The sequence below is a fragment of the Nocardia sp. NPDC004068 genome, from assembly GCF_042874315.1.
In the GTDB taxonomy this organism is placed as follows: Bacteria; Actinomycetota; Actinomycetes; order Mycobacteriales; family Mycobacteriaceae; genus Nocardia.
The window spans coordinates 367,268-385,961 of sequence record NZ_JBIAMW010000006.1 but is presented as its reverse complement, the minus strand read 5'-3'; the positions used below and the strand labels follow the sequence as shown (position 1 = coordinate 385,961).

The following is an 18,694-nucleotide window of genomic DNA, read 5'->3' as shown; positions in this document are numbered from 1 at the left end:
CACCGGGCACGCGACACCACCGAACACCACCAACGCGCACCCCCGCCCCCGGCACCCGACACCGCCGGGCTGACCTCGGGTTACGGCGAGTGCGACGAACCCGAACTAGACTCGACAACTCTGTTTTCTGCTCGCGCGCGGCCCCCATTTCCGGCCGACTGTGGTGACAAGGAGTTCCATTTTGCCCGACCGCCTCACCGAGGACAGACAGGCGAACGACCGCGCGGCGGAAATCGAGCGCGAGCAGGTCCACCTCGCCCGGCTGTACCAGCGGCTCGACGAGATGCGCGCCTACGCGCAGCGCCGACTACGGGAAGTGCTGCTCGAAACCGGCGGCACCCCGCAGGCGCGCAGCGAACGGGAGTCGTTCACCCAGCTCTATTCCGAGGATCTCGCGAAATACGATGCGGCCGAACACGGTTTGTGTTTCGGCCGGATCGATCTGGCCGACACCGAGAACGACGCGCAACGCTATATCGGCCGCCTCGGCATTCTCGACGAGGACCACGATTACGCGACGCTGTTGCTGGATTGGCGTGCCCCGCTAGCGCGTCCGTTCTATCTCGCGACGACCGCCAAACCGGACGGGGTCACCCGGCGGCGGCACATCCGGTCCCGCAATCGTGAGGTCACCGCGGTCACCGACGAATACCTCGATCTCGACACCGCCCAGCGGGCCGGAGCCGTGGACTCCGACGAGGGCGGGGTGGGCAGCGAGAGCGCGCTGCTGGCCGCGCTGAACGCCGCCCGCACCGGGCACATGAACGACATCGTCGAGACCATCCAGAGCGAGCAGGACGCCATCATCCGCTCCGAGCACAAGAGCGTGCTCGTGGTGCAGGGCGGTCCGGGCACCGGCAAGACGGCGGTGGCACTGCATCGTGCGGCGTATCTGCTGTACACCTACCGGCAGCAGCTGGACAAGGCCGGGGTGCTCATCATCGGGCCCAACACCACGTTCCTCGACTACATCGGACAGGTGCTGCCCTCGCTCGGCGAGACCGGGGTGCTGTTGTCGACCATCGGCAATCTGTATCCGGGAGTGCGTGCGACACTGGAGGATTCGCTGCGCGCGGGCGAGCTGAAGGGTTCGCTGGACATGCTCGAGGTGCTGAAGAAGGGCGTGCGCGACTGGCAGCAGGTGCCCGGCGAGCCGATCCGGCTGCGCTTCGACGGGTACGACCTCACCCTCGACCGCAAGATCGTCACCAAGGCGCGCGGGCGGGCCCGGTCCTCGCGGCGGCCCCACAATCTGGCGCGGCCCGTGTTCGCGGCGTCGGTGGTCGACGCGCTGACCGAACAGCTGGCCCAGACGATGGGCAAGGATCTCACCGGCGGCCGAAACCTGTTGAGCCAGGCCGATCTCACCGAGATCCGCGACGAGATGCGCGCCGACGCCGAGATCCAGCGCGCGATCGCCGGGCTGTGGCCGATCCTGTCACCGCAGGAGGTGCTGGCCGGGCTGTGGGCCGATCCGAAGCGGCTCGCGCGGGCGGCCGATCAGCTGTCCGAGGAGGATCGCGCGGCGCTGTACCGGCCCGACGACGGCAACTTCAGCGCCGCCGACGCGCCGCTGCTGGACGAGCTGGCCGAGTTGCTGGGCGTCGACGACACCGAGGAGCGCGAGCGGGCCCGGCGACGCTGGCGCACCCAGCTCGCCGAGGCGCAGGACGCCCTGGACATCCTCACCGGTTCCGCGCCGCAGGATCTCGAGGACGAACTCGATCCGGAGATCCTCATGGCCTACGACCTGATCGACGCGAGCCAGCTGGCCGAGCGCCAGCAGGTGCGGACTCGTCAGACCACCGCCGAACGCGCCGCGGGCGACCGCACCTGGACCTACGGGCACGTGATCGTCGACGAGGCCCAGGAGCTGTCGGAGATGGCGTGGCGAATGGTCATGCGGCGCATACCGAATCGCTGGATGACCGTCGTCGGCGACGTCGCCCAGACCGGCGACCCCGCCGGGGCATCGTCGTGGCAGCGGATGCTCGAACCGTATGTGGCCAACCGCTGGAAGCTCACCGAGCTGACGGTCAACTACCGCACGCCCGCCGAGATCATGGCCGTCGCCGCCGACGTCCTCGCCGCCATCGACCCCGACGCCACCGTCCCCCGCTCGGTGCGCGAATCCGGTTGCGCGCCCGAGGCTTTCCACGTCTCGGCCACCGACCGGCCCGAGCGGGTAGCGAAGCTGGTGGCCGAGGAGGCCGACCGGCCCGGCATCACGGCCGTACTCGCTCCGCACGCGCTGGTGCCCGAATTCGCCGACCTCGCGGGCGATTCCGTGCGGGTGCTGAGCGTGGCGGAGGTCAAGGGCCTGGAGTTCGACGCGGTGGTCCTGGTGGAACCGCAGGGGATTCTGGACGAGTCGCCTCGGGGGCTCAACGATCTGTATGTCGCGTTGACGCGCGCGACGCAGCGGCTGTCCGTGGTGCACAGCGCGGAGTTGCCGGAGGTGCTGGGGGCGTTGCGGGGGTGAGGAAGCCCTGTGCTCCGGCCCTGGGGGCCGAAGCACAGGGACAATGAAGCCCACCCCCTACAGGAAAGCGCTCAGCTCAACCCGGCGGGGCCTGGGGACGGGCCTCAGCGGACGGTGTGGACGATGAGGACGTCGGTGCGGGACTTGCGGGCCACGTCGGAGGGGACGGAGCCGAGGAGGCGGCCGGCGAGGGTGTTGAGGCCGCGGTTGCCGACGACGAGGAGGTCGGCGTCGAGTTCCTTGACGAGGTTGAGCAGGGATTCGACCGGCTCGCCGACGATGGCGCGTTCGACGATGTCGGTGGCGCCCGCGGCGGTCGCGCGGTCGCGGCCCGTGCGCAGGATCTCGTTGGTGGGCGCCGAGCCGCGGACCTGGTAGGCCTCGTCCTTGAGCACATCGGCCGCCGCGGCGACGTCCCGATCATCGGTCGGGTAGTAGGCGCAGGCGATGTAGAGCGTGGCGCCCGCGGCACCCGCGAGTGCCGCGGCCTTCTCGACGGCGACGTACGACGAGTCGGAGCCATCGGTACCGACGACAATGGTCCGATAGGCGGTCATCTGTCCTCCAAACGTCCAAAGGGATCGGATGCCGTCGCGATACGCCCGTACTCCCGGGTAACGCGCGGCAACTGCGCTAGACGATAACCTTTACGGCACCGGAAATATCCCGAATCGCAACACATCACACCGGCGCGTCGAGTAACGCTCGTCACCGCCACCTGCCGGTTTCCGCTCACGAACCGAACGGTCTTGCGCCACTGGGATTTTCGTCACAATCCGCCGCGAGCCGTCGGCCTCGCGCACGGGAGGGACCGGCGAGTAGTGACGATTCACAATGCTCGCCGGTGCCCCGCGCGAAATGCCTCAGCCGAGATGGAAAAGCGGCCCGGTGATGGTCAACCCCAGATCCCGGGTGTGCGCGAAGAACGCGAACAGCATCAGACACGCACCCGCCAGGGCCACATTCTTGTTGAAATTCACCATCTCGCCCTGCCGCGCCTGCGGATCGGACTCCTTCCAGAACGCGTGCATCAGGAACGCGGTCGGCAGCAGGAACACCAGCAGCAGGAGCGCGCCCAGATCGGCCCAGATCCCCAGCAACACACTCAACCCGCCGAGCAGCAGCAACACCCCGGTGCCCAACACGGCCAGCCGCGCCGACGGCACACCCTTGCTCGCCGCGTACCCGCCCATGGCCTCGGCCTGGGTGAGGTGGCCGACCGCCGAACTCAGGAACAGCAGGACGAACAGGATCCGCCCGATCAACACCACTACATCCATCGCCAACTCCCGTCGTTGTCGGCAACTCACCTGTCGACACGGGGAGTACCCGAATTCACGCCGGGCCTATCGAACTCCGCGCGTATTCCAGCGGCGGCATTCCGACCTCGGCGGCGAACTCGCGGGAGAAATGAGCCTGATCGAAGTAGCCGAGGTCCAGCGCGAGCGCGGCCAGATCGCCGGTCCGCCCCTCGGCGAGCAGCTGCGCGCCGTCCTGTAACCGGTAGCGTCGCAGCACCCATTTGGGCCCGGCCCCGACATATCGGCGGAACAGCCGTTGCAGCGTGCGGACGGGAATGCCGAACCGTTCGGTCACCTGGTCGACGCGGGTGAGGTCGCGGTCGGCCTCCATCGCCGCGATGACGCGCAGCACCAGCGCATAGGACTCGTCGGCCGGGACGCGCCGCGCCGCGTCGGCGAGGAACCCCTCGACGACGTCGCGGCGGTCGGTGGCCTCGGTCGCCGACAGCACCTTCTCGGTCAGCCCGACCGCGTCGGGCAGCACATCGGTGAGTTCGACCGCGGTGTCGCGGAACGAGCCGACCTCGAGCCCGGTGAAGGCCCCGAACCCGCCGGGCCGGAACTTCACCCCGAACGTCTCCCCCAGCCCGGACAGCTCCCGCGTGTACTTCACCGTGCAGACGCCGTTGACCCAGCCGCCGGAGCGGGAGTGGGTCCGCTCGAAGGTGACGTTGACGCTCGGGAAGGGCAGCACCTCGGCGGTGTAGTCGGGCCGCCCACGCAGATCCCACGCGACGAACCAGTACCACTCCACGAACCGCGCGGTCTCCTCTCCGGCGGGCAACCGGCCGAGACTGCGGTGCCGCTCCTGTTCGCGCGGCCGCAGAATGCCCTTGGCCACCTCGGGCGGCGGCACCGGAACCCGTTCCGGCGCAACGGCTTTCGTGGACCCCTCCCCCGGGGTCACGACGGATTCCCGGCGTGTCGCGTTCTTACAAGATCCGCGCGGCCCGGCCGGGCAGAGTGGGAGCCATGACGAACACAGTGAATCCGATTCCCGAGGGCTACCACTCCATCACCTGCTTCCTCGCCACCTCGGACGCCAACAAGGCGATCGAGTTCTACCGGGCCGTCTTCGGCGCCGAGGTGCTCAGCCGCAACGATCTGCCCGACGGACAGGCCGCGCACGCCGAACTGAAGATCGGCGATTCGACCATCCAGGTCGGCATGCCCGTCCCCGAGCACGGCCTGCGCGCCCCGGCCGACGACTGGGTGCACACCAGCATCGTGCACTACTGCCCCGATGTGGACGCGGTGACCAAGCTCGCCCGCGAACACGGCGCCCGCCACGTCGACGAGCCGGCCACCTTCGTCACCGGCGACCGCTACGGCGCGGTCATGGATCCGTTCGGGCACCGTTGGGTGGTGATGACCCGCGTCGAGGACGTGCCGCGCGACGAGGCCGAGCGGCGCGTGAACGAGTGGATGGCCCAACAGGGCTGAGCCGCAACTCATTTCAGCCCGGCCGCGTCCATTCCCCGCAGCTCCTTCTTCAGGTCGGCGATCTCGTCGCGCAGGCGACCCGCCAGCTCGAACTGGAGTTCGCGGGCGGCGTTCATCATCTGGGCGGTCAATTCCTTGACCAGATCGGCCAATTCGGCCCGCGGCATGGCCTTGATGTCGCGGCCCTCGTAGACACCGGCGCTGACCGCGCGGCCGGGCTCGCCCTGAGCCCGGCGGCCGCGGCTGGCGTTGCGGCCGGAGCCGCCCACCTCGACCACCTCGGTCTCGTCGGCCTCGCGGTAGACCTGATCGAGGATGTCGGCGATCTTCTTGCGCAACGGCTTCGGGTCGATGCCATTGGCCTCGTTGTAGGCGATCTGCTTGGCGCGGCGGCGTTCGGTCTCGTCGATGGCCTGGCGCATCGAGTCGGTGATCTTGTCGGCGTACATGTGCACCTCGCCGGAGACGTTGCGCGCCGCGCGGCCGATGGTCTGGATGAGGCTCGTCGTCGACCGCAGGAAGCCCTCCTTGTCGGCGTCGAGGATGGCCACCAGCGACACCTCGGGCAGGTCCAGACCCTCGCGCAGCAGGTTGATGCCGACCAGCACGTCGTAGTCGCCCAGCCGCAGCTGCCGCAGCAGCTCGACCCGGCGCAGCGTGTCGATCTCCGAGTGCAGGTAGCGCACCCGCACGCCCATGCCGAGCAGATAGTCGGTGAGGTCCTCGGCCATCTTCTTGGTGAGCGTGGTGACCAGCACCCGCTCGTCGCGCTCGGTGCGCAGCCGGATCTCGTGCACGAGGTCGTCGATCTGACCCTTGGTCGGCTTGACCACGACGTGCGGGTCGACCAGGCCGGTCGGGCGGATGACCTGCTCGACGAATTCGCCGCCGGTCTGGCCCAATTCGTAGGGGCCGGGCGTGGCCGACATGTACACCGTCTGCCCGATGCGGTCGGCGAACTCCTCCCACGTGAGCGGGCGGTTGTCGACCGCGGACGGCAGCCGGAAGCCGTATTCGACCAGGTTGCGCTTGCGCGACATATCGCCCTCGTACATGCCGCCGATCTGCGGGACGGTCACGTGCGACTCGTCGATGATCAGCAGGAAGTCGTCGGGGAAGTAGTCGAGCAGGGTGGCCGGGGCCGATCCGGCGGGGCGGCCGTCGATGTGGCGCGAGTAGTTCTCGATGCCCGAGCAGAATCCGACCTGGCGGATCATCTCCAGGTCGTACTGGGTGCGCATGCGCAGCCGCTGGGCCTCGAGCAGTTTGCCCTGGCGTTCCAGCTCGGCGAGCCGCTCGGCGAGTTCGACCTCGATGTCGCGCACCGCGCGTTCCATCCGCTCCGGCCCGGCGACGTAATGGGTGGCGGGGAAGATGCGCAGCCGGTCGACCTGCCGCACGACGTCGCCGGTGAGCGGATGCAGATAGTAGAGCGCCTCGATCTCGTCGCCGAAGAACTCGATGCGGACCGCGAGCTCCTCGTAGGACGGGATGATCTCGACCGTGTCGCCGCGCACCCGGAAGCTGCCGCGGGTGAAGGACATGTCGTTGCGGGTGTACTGCACGTCGACCAGCAGCCGCAGCAGCTTGTCGCGGTCGACCTCGCCGCCGACCTCGAGCGGGACCGAGCGGTCGAGGTAGGACTGCGGCGTGCCCAGGCCGTAGATGCACGACACCGAGGCGACCACCACGACGTCGCGGCGCGAGAGCAGATTCTGCGTGGCCGAATGCCGCAGCCGCTCGACGTCGTCGTTGATCGAGCTGTCCTTCTCGATGTAGGTGTCGGTCTGGGCGATGTACGCCTCGGGCTGGTAGTAGTCGTAGTAGGAGACGAAGTACTCGACCGCGTTGTGCGGCAACATCTCCCGCAGTTCGTTGGCCAGCTGGGCGGCCAGCGTCTTGTTGGGGGCCATCACCAGGGTCGGCCGCTGCACGCGCTCGATGAGCCAGGCCGCGGTGGCCGACTTGCCGGTGCCGGTGGCGCCGAGCAGCACCACGTCCTTCTCCCCCGCGCGCAGGCGGCGCTCGAGCTCCTCGATCGCGGCGGGCTGATCGCCCGCCGGGCGATGCTCGCTGACCACCTCGAACCGGCCGTCCGCCCGCTCGATCTCGCCGATGGGCCGGAACTCCGAATGCGCCAGCGGTGTGTTCCCCTCGGCGGGAATCTCGGTTGCGAATGCCATGTCACCAAGCCTAGGACGACCCACCGACAACAAACAGGAGCTCGCTCGCCGGGGGCCGGTCGGAGCGACGCGCCTAGACGAGGGCGTGACTCATCTCACGTTTCAACACGGCGAAGCATGGGTTGCCCACACCTCCCGAAGCGCGCGAGACCAGGGCCCGAGAGACCGCCGCCGAGTCCGAAACGGGAACATTCGCTACCCCTGGGCAATTGACACGGCACGGCCGATCCAAGGACGACGGCACGCCGCGAGCCGACGAACGGCGAATTCCGACACACGAGCCGGTCACACCGAAAAGCACTGCACCCGAACACTTTTCGAGAAAGCTCCGCGAAACGGGCACGCCGGAACGCCGCATCCGGCACCGCGTTCGGGCCGAACCCTCCTGCGCGGCAATATCTTCGGCCCACTCGCCGGATCATCCCGCCTTTTCCGCCCCACCCTCGATGCCCACCCTCCGACGGCGAGAAACGGCACCCCGACGTACCGGCTCCGGGCAGCACGCGAGCAATGCCGCCACACCCGCCTCACTCGAGGTTGCTGGCCCCCGTCGAGCACCACCGCGGCAACGAGAATCGGCCACATTTCCCCCGCACTGGATTGTCCGAATTGTCCGGTGCCCCAAGCCGGCTCACCGGTGATAGCGATTCCGCGACAGGACAATTCCGGTCTGTTCACGTTCACACGCCGGGGGTTGCTGGGGTGTACTCTGATCCGGTCCGAGATTCGGCAAGGATCGAGAAGGGCGGCGCGTCATGGCCGGTTTTCATCTCTCACTTCTCGCGATGCCCGCGCTGGCCGGACTCGTGGGACGCACCCGAGCCCCGCGCAGCACCGCGTCCGATGGAGTAGTACCCATGTTGTTCTCGAAGCGACCCAGTGGTGCCGGTTCCACCGCCGTCACCTCCCCCGCGACGCCCGCTCCCCACCGCCCCCGCGTGGAGTACGTGGATCTGAGCGACCTCACCAGGACCGATGCGCGCGGCTTCGTGCATCCGGTGGACAGTTGCCATGTCGAACCGTTCGGTTTGTATCTGGTGTGTCCCGCCGACATCCCGCCCAACCGCTACACCGAGACCTGGGTGCTGCCCGACCTCTCGCTCCAGGTGACGATGCATCACGTCAACGCGTGTCACGATCGGGATCCCATCTACCACATCTACGTGGGCGAATTCGCGCGCATCGAGCCCAAACGCTGGCGGGCGGTCTACCACTACATCGATATCGTCGCCCGCAACGGCCGCGTCCCCGAACTGCGCGGGGTCGACGAGCTGTTCGCCGCGCACGCCGCCGGGCACGTGGATGCGGCGACCGCTCAGCAAGCCTTCGAGCGCGCGACCGCGGTCGTCGACGGCATCGCCTCCCACGATCACCGCTTCGAGAGCTGGCTCGCCACCCGCGGCGTCACGCTGAGCTGGCTCTGAGCCGCGCCGGCCGCGCGGGCATAATCGTCTGCGCGGGCGAGGCGTTCGCCGGTGCTGGAACCGGACGCGAGAGGCGGCGTGGATGACGGGGGCAACGGATCAGGCCGGGGTGGATCTGCACCGGCCGAAGGTCGAGTACTTCAACCTCGCCGACATGATCAATATCGACCGCAAGGGTTTCCACCGTCCGGTCGATCGCTACGAGGTCACCCCGTGGGGCCTGTACATGGGCCGCCCCGCCGACCACGTCGAGTTCCGCTACCTCGAGTCGTGGCTGCTGCCCGAACTCGGATTGCGCGCCACGAAGTTCCACCACAATCCCGGGCACGAGCGCGATCAGGACTACTACGTCGACATCGGCGAGTTCCGCGAGCTGGAGCCGGGCCGCTGGCGGTCGATCGATCTGTATCTCGACATCGTGGTCCGCAACGATCGCGACGCGGTCCTGCTCGACGTGGACGAGCTGCTCGTCGCGCACGCCGCGGGCTACCTCGACCTCGCCGAGGCGCAGGGGGCGATCGCCACCGCGACCGCCGCCCTCGACGGCATCGCCGCGCACGGCCACAACTTCGATCGCTGGCTGGCCGCGCGCGGGATCGAACTGACCTGGCTCAGGGATTGAGCGCCGCCCACGCCAGCGCGCGCGGGTAGGCGTCGTCGAACCACGGCGTCTTGACGTCGAGATACGCCTGGATCGCCGGCTCCCCGGTCAGCCCCGCCGCGGCGGCCTCGGCCTTGCGTTTCACCGCGAGGTACTCCTCGCGGGCGGCCGGTTCGGCGCGCAGCCATTCCCGGAAGATCAGGCCGAAGCGCTGATTGGGCCAACCGTCCACGCGCACATGGATATTCGCGGGGCGGCCCGGATCGGCGTTGACGTGCAGCCGCTTGCCCCACCGCGCGGGATCGGCGCCGGGCTTCGGATCGTCGCGGTCGTATTCCGGGACGAGGGGAAAACCCGCCCGCTGCAACGGTTCTCGCAACGCGTCGGCGGCGTCGAGATCGGCCACGGTGATCTGGAGGTCGAGCACGTCCTTGGCGGGCAGGCCGGGCACCGCCGTGGAGCCGATATGGTCGATGCGCCGGGCCGCCGCGCCGCACGCCAGCGCCAAACGGGCGATGAGCCGCTGAGCCGCGTCCGCCCAACCCGGATCCGGCGCGACCAGGCGCACCTCGGCGCGCGGGGGCCGGGTGTGGGTGCGGAGATTGCGCTCGAACGGCACCAGCCGCTCGTCCCAGAGCGCGGCGACCCGGGGAGCCAGGTCGGCGGGGTCACCGTTGTTGTCCAGCAGCACATCCGCCGCGGCCCGGCGCTGATCGTCGGTGGCCTGGGCCTTGATCCGGGCCTGCGCGTCCGCGCGGGAGATACCCCGGAATTCCTCGAGCCGATGGATGCGCGTCTCGACATCGGCCATCACCACGACGACCAGATTCACCAGTGCGCCGATGCCGTTTTCCACCAGCAGCGGAACATCCTGCACCACAATCGAGTCCGCGGGCGCGGCCGCGATGAGTTCGGCGGTGCGCTCACCCACCAGCGGATGGGTGATGGAATTCAGGCGGGTGCGCGATTCGTCGTCGGCGAAAGCCTTGGCCGCCAACGCGGGCCGGTCCAGGCTGCCGTCCGCGGCGAGAATCTCGGGACCGAACGCCTCCACCAGAGCGGCCAGCCCGGGGGTGCCGGGCGCCACCACCTCGCGGGCGATGACGTCGCTGTCCACGAGCACCGCACCCCGTTCGACCAGCAGCCGCGCCACCGTCGACTTGCCCGCGCCCATGCCTCCGGTGAGACCGATTCGCAACATTCGATCAGTCTCGCATCCCGCGCGCGCACCCGCCGCACGCACCCCGCGCGGACCGAGCGCGGCTGGTACCCACGGCGACAGTCACTTTCACGCATTTCCCGATGAATTGCCCATTCCGTGACTGGGGAGTTATCGAACCGACACTTTTTCGTCCGTATCCGGACCGTAGGTTCACAACTTTCCGACACGCCGGGGTCGAAGTTACGCAATATATGGCGCCACACACTTTTGTTCCGCTAATCTTTCGCCGCAGGCGATCCAGGCAGTTCGAGTTAGCAAAGGAAGACCATTGGGCACCAAAAACATCCAGACGGGTCGCCACCGACTGGGTATCCCGGGCAAGGTGCATTGCATCCACCTGCCCGCCGTCGCGACCGCACTCGCGGAGTACCGTCGCCCCTGGCTGACCGCCCTGCTCAGCCCCGCCCGCCACAGCTTCGCCGCCATGCGCCTGCGCGCCCTCGCCCCGAACCGCTGGATTCCCGCCACCGCCAACTGATTTCGCGCGGGGGCCGTTGTGCGCGGATACGCCGAGCGGATAGGCGGCCCGAAAGGCGCTGCGCCTCAGACGATTCCGCTCGGCTGGCGACGGGTCCCCGGCTCCTGGCTCGGCATCGAATTCGGCGGCACCGGATACGGGATGCCCTTGTCGGCCGTGCCCAGCGCGAGGTTCGGCCCGCACTGTTCCAGTGCGGCGGCCGCACCGGGATTGGGATCGGTGATGCGGGGCGGCACGGCGTCGGGGGTGGCGGCGAAATCGAAGGCCGAGGTCATATCGCCGGTGACCGAGCGCCGCCACGCCGTGAGGTTGGGGACGTCGACGCCGAAACGCCGTTCCAGCAAGCGCAATTGGGAGGTGTGGTCGAAGGGCTCCGAGGCGATCAGGCCGCCGCGCGAGTACGGGGAGATGACGAAACACGGCACCCGGTAGCCGAGGCCGATCGGCCCCGCCACGCCCTTGGCGGCCGGGACGCGGGCCAGATCGACGGTGAGGAACTCCCCCGGCGTGCCGGGCGGCGCGGTCGGCGGGGTGACGTGGTCGAAGAAGCCGCCGTTCTCGTCGTAGCTCACGATCAGCGCCGTCTTCTCCCACACCCGGGGATTCGAGGTGAGGATGTCGAGCACCTGCATGATGCCGACCGCGCCCAGCGCCGGGGGCAGCGCCGGATGCTCGCAGTTGAACAGCGGCGGGATCACCCACGACACCGCGGGCAGCCGGTCCGCGGCCACGTCGGCGGCGAAGTCGCTCGGATACACCGGGGCCTTACCTCGTTGCGCCAGTTCGGAATTCGGGTCGGCGGCCTGTTTGAAGCAGCCCATCATGCCGTCCAGGATCACCGACGAGATCGGGCCCACGTCGCGGTTGTTGTAGATCTTCCAGCTCACCCCGCCCTCGGACAGGTTCTCCGGGAAGGTCCGCCAGCTGTAGGCGTTCTGCGGGATGAGCGTGGGCGTCTCGACGAGCGGACCACCGGCCAGCCCGTCCGGGTCGATGGTCGCCGACACCCAGTACAGCCGGTTCGGGTCGGTCGGGCCGAGCACCGAGCAGTGGTAGTGATCGCACAGCGTGAAGGCGTCGGCCAGCTCGTGATGCACCGGGATGTCGGCGCGGGTGTAGTAGCCCATGGCCGCGGGCGCGTTCGCCGGACCCACGCTGGCGATCGACATCGGCATCCAGCCGTCGTTGCGCCCGCCGTTCCAGGACGCGTGCATACCCGCCCAGCTGTGGTCGGGATCGTTGACGCACTCCCCGTCCAGCGTCGCGCCGCGGGTGGTGTCGAGGCGGAACGGCTCGACATAGCCGTCCGGGGTCGGCCCGACGCCCGGCGCCCAGCCGTACTGCCGCCACACCGCCGACCGATCGTCGAATCCCCGTGCGCCCGAGAGCGTTCCGAAGTAGTGGTCGAAGGACCGGTTCTCCTGCATCAGCAGCACGAAGTGCTCGATGTCGCCGAGCCCGCCCGTGCCCGCCGGATCGGCCGCGTGCGCGCGCTCGATGATCGGATTCGCCCACGACGCCAGCGCCCCCGCCCCACCGGCGGCCAGCGCCTTCGCCAGGAAATCACGCCGGTTGATGCCGTCGAACAGCCCCATACGGTCAGACCCTTTCGCGGAGGTGGGCACGATCGGCGCTGACGCTACCGCAGCGGACCCCCGGGAGCCACCGGCGTGCCGGGAAACATCGGACAAAGAAATGGCCCCGGTCGGATGACCGGGGCCATTTGTGCCTAACGCGGCGAATTACGCGTTGCCGGAGAGCTTCTCACGCAGCGCGGCAAGCTGCGCGTCGCTGGCCAGCGAACCACCCGCGGGCTCCGACTGCGCGGACGAGGAACGCTCGCCGCTCTCGGAGGAGTAGTTCGACGGGGCGCCGTTCGCGGCCTCGGCGGCGGCGTCGGCGGCCATCTTCTCCATCTGCGCGGTGTGCATCTTGTGGCGACGCTCCGCCTCGGCGTAGCGGGACTCCCACTCCTCGCGCTGCTTCTCGTAACCCTCGAGCCACTCGTTGGTGTCGGGGTCGAAGCCCTCGGGGAAGATGTAGTTGCCCTGGTCGTCGTAGCTGTCGGCCATGCCGTACTTCGACGGGTCGAACTCGGCGTGGTAGTCCTCGTTGGCCTGCTTCAGCGACAGCGAGATCCGGCGGCGCTCCAGGTCGATGTCGATGACCTTGACCATCGCGTCGTCGCCGACCTGCACGACCTGATCCGGCACCTCCACGTGGCGCTCGGCCAGCTCGGAGATGTGCACCAGGCCCTCGATGCCCTCCTCGACGCGGACGAACGCGCCGAACGGAACGAGCTTGGTGACCTTGCCGGGCACGATCTGGCCGATGGCGTGGGTGCGGGCGAACTGACGCCACGGATCTTCCTGAGTCGCCTTGAGCGACAACGAGACCCGCTCGCGATCCAGGTCGACGTCGAGCACCTCGACGGTGACCTCCATGCCGACCTCGACCACCTCGGAGGGGTGATCGATGTGCTTCCAGGACAGCTCCGACACGTGCACCAGACCGTCGACGCCGCCGAGATCGACGAACGCGCCGAAGTTGACGATCGAGGACACAACGCCCTTGCGGACCTGGCCCTTCTGCAGCTGGTGCAGGAACTCGCTGCGGACCTCGGACTGGGTCTGCTCGAGCCAGGCGCGGCGGGACAGGACCACGTTGTTGCGGTTCTTGTCCAGCTCGATGATCTTGGCCTCGATCTCCTTGCCGACGTACGGCTGCAGATCGCGGACGCGGCGCATCTCCACCAGCGAAGCCGGGAGGAAGCCGCGCAGGCCGATGTCCAGGATCAGACCGCCCTTCACGACCTCGATGACGGTGCCCTTGACGGCCTCGTCCTTCTCCTTGAGCTCCTCGATCGTGCCCCACGCCCGCTCGTACTGCGCGCGCTTCTTCGACAGGATCAGGCGGCCTTCCTTGTCCTCCTTGGTGAGGACCAGGGCTTCGACCTCATCGCCCACGGAAACGACCTCGGCCGGGTCGACATCGTGCTTGATGGAAAGCTCGCGGGAAGGAATGACACCTTCGGTCTTGTAGCCGATGTCGAGCAGGACCTCGTCCCGATCGACCTTGACGATGGTGCCTTCGACGATGTCGCCGTCGTTGAAGTACTTGATCGTCTTGTCGATCGCGGCGAGGAAATCCTCGGCAGAGCCGATGTCGTTGACGGCAACCTGCGGCGAGGTGGTCGTAGTGGGCATGTGTTGGGTTGCTCCGGACGGATTGTGGTCGGTAGAGGACATTGGAACTTTCGGTTTTGCCGTGAAATCACAGCCAGGGGACTACGTTGGACATGCACAGCACATCGCTGCCGCACTGCACAACGCTGTACTCGACGCATGTAACCTCACAGCACGCGCGGCTCCGGTACGAAATACTGAAGACACTCGCGGGGAACAGCGTACGCGAGGTGCGATGCGACAAGCAAACAAGGGTCCCCCTGGGCAAACTGGATACTCTTAACATGATGCCCGAAGATCATCCGGTCGCGCTCGACGAGGATCGGCACGCCCAGGCCAACGCCCTCCTCGGCACCACCGGAGTGACCCGCCGCGAGATCGATTCCCAGGCCAGCCAGCGCGCCAACCGGCGATGGTGGGACGCCGACGCCGCGCAGTATCACGACACGCACGCCGACTTCCTCGGCGTCGACTCCCCCGGCGGCGAATTCGTCTGGTGCCCCGAGGGTCTGCACGAGGGCGACTGGCATCTGCTCGGCGACGTCGCGGGCAAACGCGTGCTGGAGATCGGCTGCGGTTCGGCGCCCTGTTCCCGGTGGCTCGCGGGGCAGGGCGCGCGGCCGGTGGGCCTGGATCTGTCGCGGCGGATGCTCGAGCGCGGCGTGGCGGCCATGGACCGCGGCGGGCCGCGGGTGCCGTTGGTGCAGGCCGGGGCCGAGGCGCTGCCGTTCGCCGACGCGTCGTTCGATCTGGCCTGCTCGGCCTTCGGCGCGATTCCGTTCGTGGCCGATTCGGCGCTGGTGATGCGCGAGGTGGCTCGGGTGCTGCGGCCGGGCGGGCGCTGGGTGTTCTCGGTGAATCATCCGATGCGCTGGGTGTTTCCCGACGATCCCGGCCCGGAGGGGTTGTGCGCGCGCATCTCCTATTTCGATCGCACCCCCTATGTGGAGGTGGACGCGGACGGCGCTCCGACCTACGCCGAACACCACCGCACGATGGGCGACCGGGTGCGCGAGATCGTGGCCGCGGGTCTGGTCCTGCTCGACATCGTCGAACCGGACTGGCCCGAGTGGCTCGACCGCGAGTGGGGTCAGTGGAGTCCGCTGCGCGGCGAGATCTTCCCGGGCACAGCCATTTTCGTGACCGAGCGACCCGAGCGCTAGACCTGCCGCAGCGGCATGGTCTCCGCCGGGGCCGCGCCGACGGACACGGCCTCGGGGGTGGACGCGGCGGCCGGACCGGCGAACGCGGGCAGGGCCGCGAAGCGCGGATCGATCCGGGCCGTGCGGCTGGCGTAGGAGATCCAGCCGCGGGCGCGGGTGAGCGGGTGGTCGGGGAACTGCGGATCCCAGCGCGCGTCGTCGGCGGCGTTGTAGGGCAGCTTGCCCTTCACCTCGGGCGCGTACGGATGCGGCGGGAACATGTTCTGGAAGCCGACCTTCGGCACGATCGCCGCCTCGCGGGTCCCGGAGCGGCCGGTCTCCACGCACATGATCTTGAGGATCGCGCTACAGGTCGCCTTCGGCACCACGATGCCCGCGGTGAAGCCCAGCCCGGACCGCTCCGCGAGCGGGAACTTCTCCAGCCGCACCAGCGCGGGCTGCCCGTCGACGGTGACGGCGTGCGCCTCGATGAGGCAACCGAACTCGGCCTGTAGCTCGGTGAGCCTGCGCCGCAAGGTATCCGGGTCGTCCAACGACGCGGGCAGATCCGGCACCTGATCGATATAGGTGAGGGTCACCAGATCGCCGGTGGCCGGGTTGCCCCATCTGGTCTGGTCGAGCTGCTGTAGTCCTTTGGTATCGAACGCGATCGGCACGCGACCACGGTACCGATTCGTGGCCTTTTCGCACTTCCAGTGGTGTTTCGTGCCCAACACGTGACCGTCTGGTAATAAATTCCGGACAAAGCGGGTAGGGGGTCTTTTCTAACCCCTGTTTTTAGGGGACCGACCGGCCTGCTCCAGGGCCATCCGCAACGCGTACTCGATCTGGGCGTTGACGCTGCGCAGGTCGTCGGCCGCCCACTTGGCGATGGCCTCGTGGACGGCCGGATCGAGCCGCAGCAGCACCTTCTTCGGCTCGCGCTTGACCATCAGGAGTAGAGCGAGCCGGTGTTGACGACGGGCTGGGCGGATCGGTCGCCGCACAGCACGACCAGCAGATTCGACACCATCGCGGCCTTGCGCTCCTCGTCGAGTTCGACCATGCCCTCGCGGGCGAGCCGATCGAGGGCCATGCCGACCATGCCGACCGCGCCCTCCACGATACGGCTGCGCGCGGCGACGATCTGCGACGCCTGCTGACGGACGAGCATGGCCTGGGCGATCTCGGGCGCGTAGGCGAGGTGGGTGATGCGGGCCTCGAGGATATCGATCCCGGCGAGGGCGGTGCGCTCGCTGAGTTCGGTGGTCAGCTCCTCCGCGACCTCGGTGCCGTTGCGCAGGCTGGTGCGGTTCGGGTCGTCGGAGTCGTAGGGGTGCACGGTCGCCAGGTGCCGGACCGCGGCCTCGGACTGGGTCTGCACGTACTCCTCGTAGTCGTCGACGGCGAAGGCGGCCTTGAAGCTGTCGACCACGCGGTAGACCACCACCGCGGCGATCTCGACGGGGTTGCCGTCGTTGTCGTTGACCTTGAGCTTCTGGGTCTCGAAGTTGCGGACCCGCAACGAGATTCGGCGCTTGTTGGTCAGCGGGACGACCCAGAAGAAGCCGGGATCGCTGACCGAGCCGATGTAGCGGCCGAAGAACTGGACGACCTTGGCCTCGTTCGGGCCGACCGTGGTGAGCCCGGACAGCAGCAGGACCGCCAGCCCGACCACCACGAACAGGATGACCGCGCCCGCGGGCGAGCCGCCGTCACCGTCGGCGGTGGCGGAGGTGACCGCCACACCGCCGAACAGCCCGGCCCCGCCCACGACGAGCAGCACCAACAACATGAGGAACCCGTTCACCCGAAAGGCCGGACGAAGCTCCATGACATCCTCCCAATATTGAAGTGATATCACGAAGATAGCACGATGTTGCGGTTCGCGCGAAAGAGGTTGCCCGGGTCGTAGGTCGCCTTCAGCGCGGCCAGCCGGGCGTAGGTCGACTCGGTGTAGCCCGCCCGGGTCTGCCGCTCGTCGGCCCAGTCGCCCGCGCCGTAGAGGAAATTCAGGCTGTGCCCGATCGCCCACGGCGACAAGGCTTTTCCGATGCCGTCGTGCAGACCGCGGATCTCGTCGCCGCCGGGTTCGGTGATGAACCGGGCGAGGTGGTCCGCGTCGCGGTGGTCGACGGTGGCGGGTCCGGGCCGGCGCAGCGCGCCGCCGAGGTGGCGCAGGTTGGCGACCACGGGCGCGTCGGCGGTCGCGTCCAGGAACGCTTGCGCCGCATCGGCGTTCAGCTCCGACAGCAGCAGGTTGGTGGCGGTGTAGGCGTGCGGGAAGTCGGGGTCGCTGTAGATGGTGTGCGTCTCGGTGTAGGGCATGGCCCGCAGGTCGTCCTTCAGGCGAGTCCCGATGCGCCGCAACGGTTCGACCAGGCGGTCGCCGTCCGGACCGACGTGCGCGATATTGATCGTGGCGATGTAGCGGCCGCGCAGCGGAGCGGGAACGGGCGGGATGTCGGGCATCGTCATGAGCGTCAGACCCGAGGTCGTCTCGTCCGGAACGTCCTGGGTCCACAGCCGCCACGCCTCCAGCGCCGGTTCCACCAGATCCGTATCGAAGATCAGCTGCCCGCCGTAGACCGAGGTGAGCGGGACCAGTTCGAGTTCCAGCGCGGTGACCACGCCGAAGTTTCCGCCCGTGCCCAGCACCGCGCCGAAGAGTTCATCGCCGGAAGGCAGCGTGCGCACCCGCCCGTCGGCGGTGACCAGTTCGATCGCGCGCACGCGGTCGGCGGCGTAGCCGAAGGTGCGGGCGAGGATGCCGAGCCCGCCGCCGAGGTGGTAGCCGACCACGCCGACCGAGAGGGACGAGCCGTTGAGCGGGGCCAGTCCGTGCGGCGCGGCGGCATCGATGAGCGCGCCCGCCCGCACCCCGGCCGCGACCTTCGCGGTGCGCGCGACCGGATCGATCTCGATCCCGGTCATCCGGCGGGTGCTGACGAGCACGCCGCCGTCGAGCGGCACCGACAGGCCGTGGCCGGTGGCCTGCACGCCGATCGGAAGCCTATGGCGCGCGGCGTATTCCACGGCGGCGCGGACGTCCTCGGTGTGCCGGGCCCCGACCACGAGGGCCGGGCGATGGGTGTAGGCCGTCTGGAATCCCGCGATCTCCGCGGCGTAGCCGTCGTCCCCGGGACGGAGGATCGGGCCGGAGCAGATGAGGTCGTTGTTCGTCATGTCCTCGACGATTCCGCAGTCCGGGCGAGAAGTGAAACAGATAGATC

The 18,694-nt window shown here is 68.6% G+C and carries 17 protein-coding genes; 6 read left to right on the top strand and 11 right to left on the bottom strand.

The annotated features are described in order from the left end of the window. The first annotated feature begins 181 nt into the window (after window positions 1-181). Entirely contained in the window at window positions 182-2,482 is a 2,301-nt protein-coding gene (locus ACFYTQ_RS17885) for a HelD family protein (protein WP_387361940.1), read from the top strand. A gap of 104 nt (window positions 2,483-2,586) precedes the next feature. Here ACFYTQ_RS17885 and ACFYTQ_RS17880 read toward each other — a convergent pair whose 3' ends face one another. The 3 genes from ACFYTQ_RS17880 to ACFYTQ_RS17870 form a co-directional block, all read right to left on the bottom strand. Continuing rightward, the gene (locus tag ACFYTQ_RS17880) at window positions 2,587-3,039 is read right to left on the bottom strand and encodes a universal stress protein (protein ID WP_387361938.1); all 453 of its coding nucleotides are present in this window, start codon (window positions 3,037-3,039) and stop codon (window positions 2,587-2,589) included. A 306-nt stretch (window positions 3,040-3,345) separates the two neighbouring features. Next, a complete protein-coding gene (locus ACFYTQ_RS17875; protein ID WP_387361936.1) occupies window positions 3,346-3,762 on the bottom strand; it encodes a DoxX family membrane protein in 417 nt (138 codons plus the stop codon). A 55-nt stretch (window positions 3,763-3,817) separates the two neighbouring features. After that, the gene (locus tag ACFYTQ_RS17870) at window positions 3,818-4,690 is read right to left on the bottom strand and encodes a helix-turn-helix domain-containing protein (protein ID WP_387361934.1); all 873 of its coding nucleotides are present in this window, start codon (window positions 4,688-4,690) and stop codon (window positions 3,818-3,820) included. Window positions 4,691-4,755: 65 nt separating this feature from the next. On the opposite strand from ACFYTQ_RS17870, the gene ACFYTQ_RS17865 reads away from it, so the two are divergent. Next, window positions 4,756-5,226, top strand: coding sequence for a VOC family protein (locus tag ACFYTQ_RS17865; RefSeq protein WP_387361932.1), 471 nt, complete (start codon window positions 4,756-4,758; stop codon window positions 5,224-5,226). Between the two features lie 8 nt (window positions 5,227-5,234). Here ACFYTQ_RS17865 and uvrB read toward each other — a convergent pair whose 3' ends face one another. Continuing rightward, window positions 5,235-7,409: an excinuclease ABC subunit UvrB gene (uvrB, locus tag ACFYTQ_RS17860; RefSeq protein ID WP_387361930.1), complete on the bottom strand. Its 2,175-nt coding sequence runs from the start codon at window positions 7,407-7,409 to the stop codon at window positions 5,235-5,237. Between the two features lie 857 nt (window positions 7,410-8,266). Between uvrB and ACFYTQ_RS17855 the strand changes: the two genes are divergently transcribed. Beyond that, window positions 8,267-8,833, top strand: coding sequence for a hypothetical protein (locus tag ACFYTQ_RS17855; protein ID WP_387361928.1), 567 nt, complete (start codon window positions 8,267-8,269; stop codon window positions 8,831-8,833). 82 nt (window positions 8,834-8,915) lie between these two features. After that, complete coding sequence (locus ACFYTQ_RS17850; protein ID WP_387361926.1) at window positions 8,916-9,455, top strand: DUF402 domain-containing protein; 540 nt, start codon at window positions 8,916-8,918, stop codon at window positions 9,453-9,455. On the opposite strand, the gene coaE is transcribed toward ACFYTQ_RS17850, so the two are convergent. After that, complete coding sequence (gene coaE / locus ACFYTQ_RS17845) at window positions 9,445-10,635, bottom strand: dephospho-CoA kinase (protein WP_387361924.1); 1,191 nt, start codon at window positions 10,633-10,635, stop codon at window positions 9,445-9,447. The two genes, ACFYTQ_RS17850 and coaE, sit on opposite strands and share 11 nt — an antisense overlap. A 289-nt stretch (window positions 10,636-10,924) precedes the next feature. Here coaE and ACFYTQ_RS17840 point away from each other — a divergent pair, with 289 nt between their 5' ends. After that, window positions 10,925-11,134: a hypothetical protein gene (locus tag ACFYTQ_RS17840; RefSeq protein ID WP_387361922.1), complete on the top strand. Its 210-nt coding sequence runs from the start codon at window positions 10,925-10,927 to the stop codon at window positions 11,132-11,134. 65 nt (window positions 11,135-11,199) lie between these two features. On the opposite strand, the gene ACFYTQ_RS17835 is transcribed toward ACFYTQ_RS17840, so the two are convergent. Together ACFYTQ_RS17835 and rpsA are read right to left on the bottom strand one after the other, a co-directional pair. Further along, a complete protein-coding gene (locus ACFYTQ_RS17835; RefSeq protein WP_387361920.1) occupies window positions 11,200-12,729 on the bottom strand; it encodes a phospholipase C in 1,530 nt (509 codons plus the stop codon). A 147-nt stretch (window positions 12,730-12,876) separates the two neighbouring features. Then, on the bottom strand, window positions 12,877-14,340 hold the full coding sequence (gene rpsA, locus ACFYTQ_RS17830) for a 30S ribosomal protein S1 (protein ID WP_387361918.1): 1,464 nt from the start codon (window positions 14,338-14,340) through the stop codon (window positions 12,877-12,879). A 266-nt stretch (window positions 14,341-14,606) separates the two neighbouring features. Here rpsA and ACFYTQ_RS17825 point away from each other — a divergent pair, with 266 nt between their 5' ends. Then, window positions 14,607-15,482, top strand: coding sequence for a class I SAM-dependent methyltransferase (locus ACFYTQ_RS17825; RefSeq protein WP_387362304.1), 876 nt, complete (start codon window positions 14,607-14,609; stop codon window positions 15,480-15,482). On the opposite strand, the gene ACFYTQ_RS17820 is transcribed toward ACFYTQ_RS17825, so the two are convergent. From ACFYTQ_RS17820 to ACFYTQ_RS17805, 4 genes are all read right to left on the bottom strand, one after another. Further along, on the bottom strand, window positions 15,479-16,138 hold the full coding sequence (locus ACFYTQ_RS17820; RefSeq protein WP_387361916.1) for a hypothetical protein: 660 nt from the start codon (window positions 16,136-16,138) through the stop codon (window positions 15,479-15,481). The genes ACFYTQ_RS17825 and ACFYTQ_RS17820 overlap by 4 nt on opposite strands. Window positions 16,139-16,246: 108 nt before the next feature. Next, window positions 16,247-16,414: a hypothetical protein gene (locus ACFYTQ_RS17815; protein WP_387361914.1), complete on the bottom strand. Its 168-nt coding sequence runs from the start codon at window positions 16,412-16,414 to the stop codon at window positions 16,247-16,249. Continuing rightward, the gene (locus tag ACFYTQ_RS17810) at window positions 16,414-17,295 is read right to left on the bottom strand and encodes an SPFH domain-containing protein (RefSeq protein ID WP_387361913.1); all 882 of its coding nucleotides are present in this window, start codon (window positions 17,293-17,295) and stop codon (window positions 16,414-16,416) included. Before ACFYTQ_RS17810 ends, ACFYTQ_RS17815 begins: the two co-directional genes overlap by 1 nt. Window positions 17,296-17,321: 26 nt before the next feature. Continuing rightward, entirely contained in the window at window positions 17,322-18,647 is a 1,326-nt protein-coding gene (locus tag ACFYTQ_RS17805) for an FAD-binding oxidoreductase (RefSeq protein ID WP_387361911.1), read from the bottom strand. Window positions 18,648-18,694 lie beyond the last annotated feature (47 nt).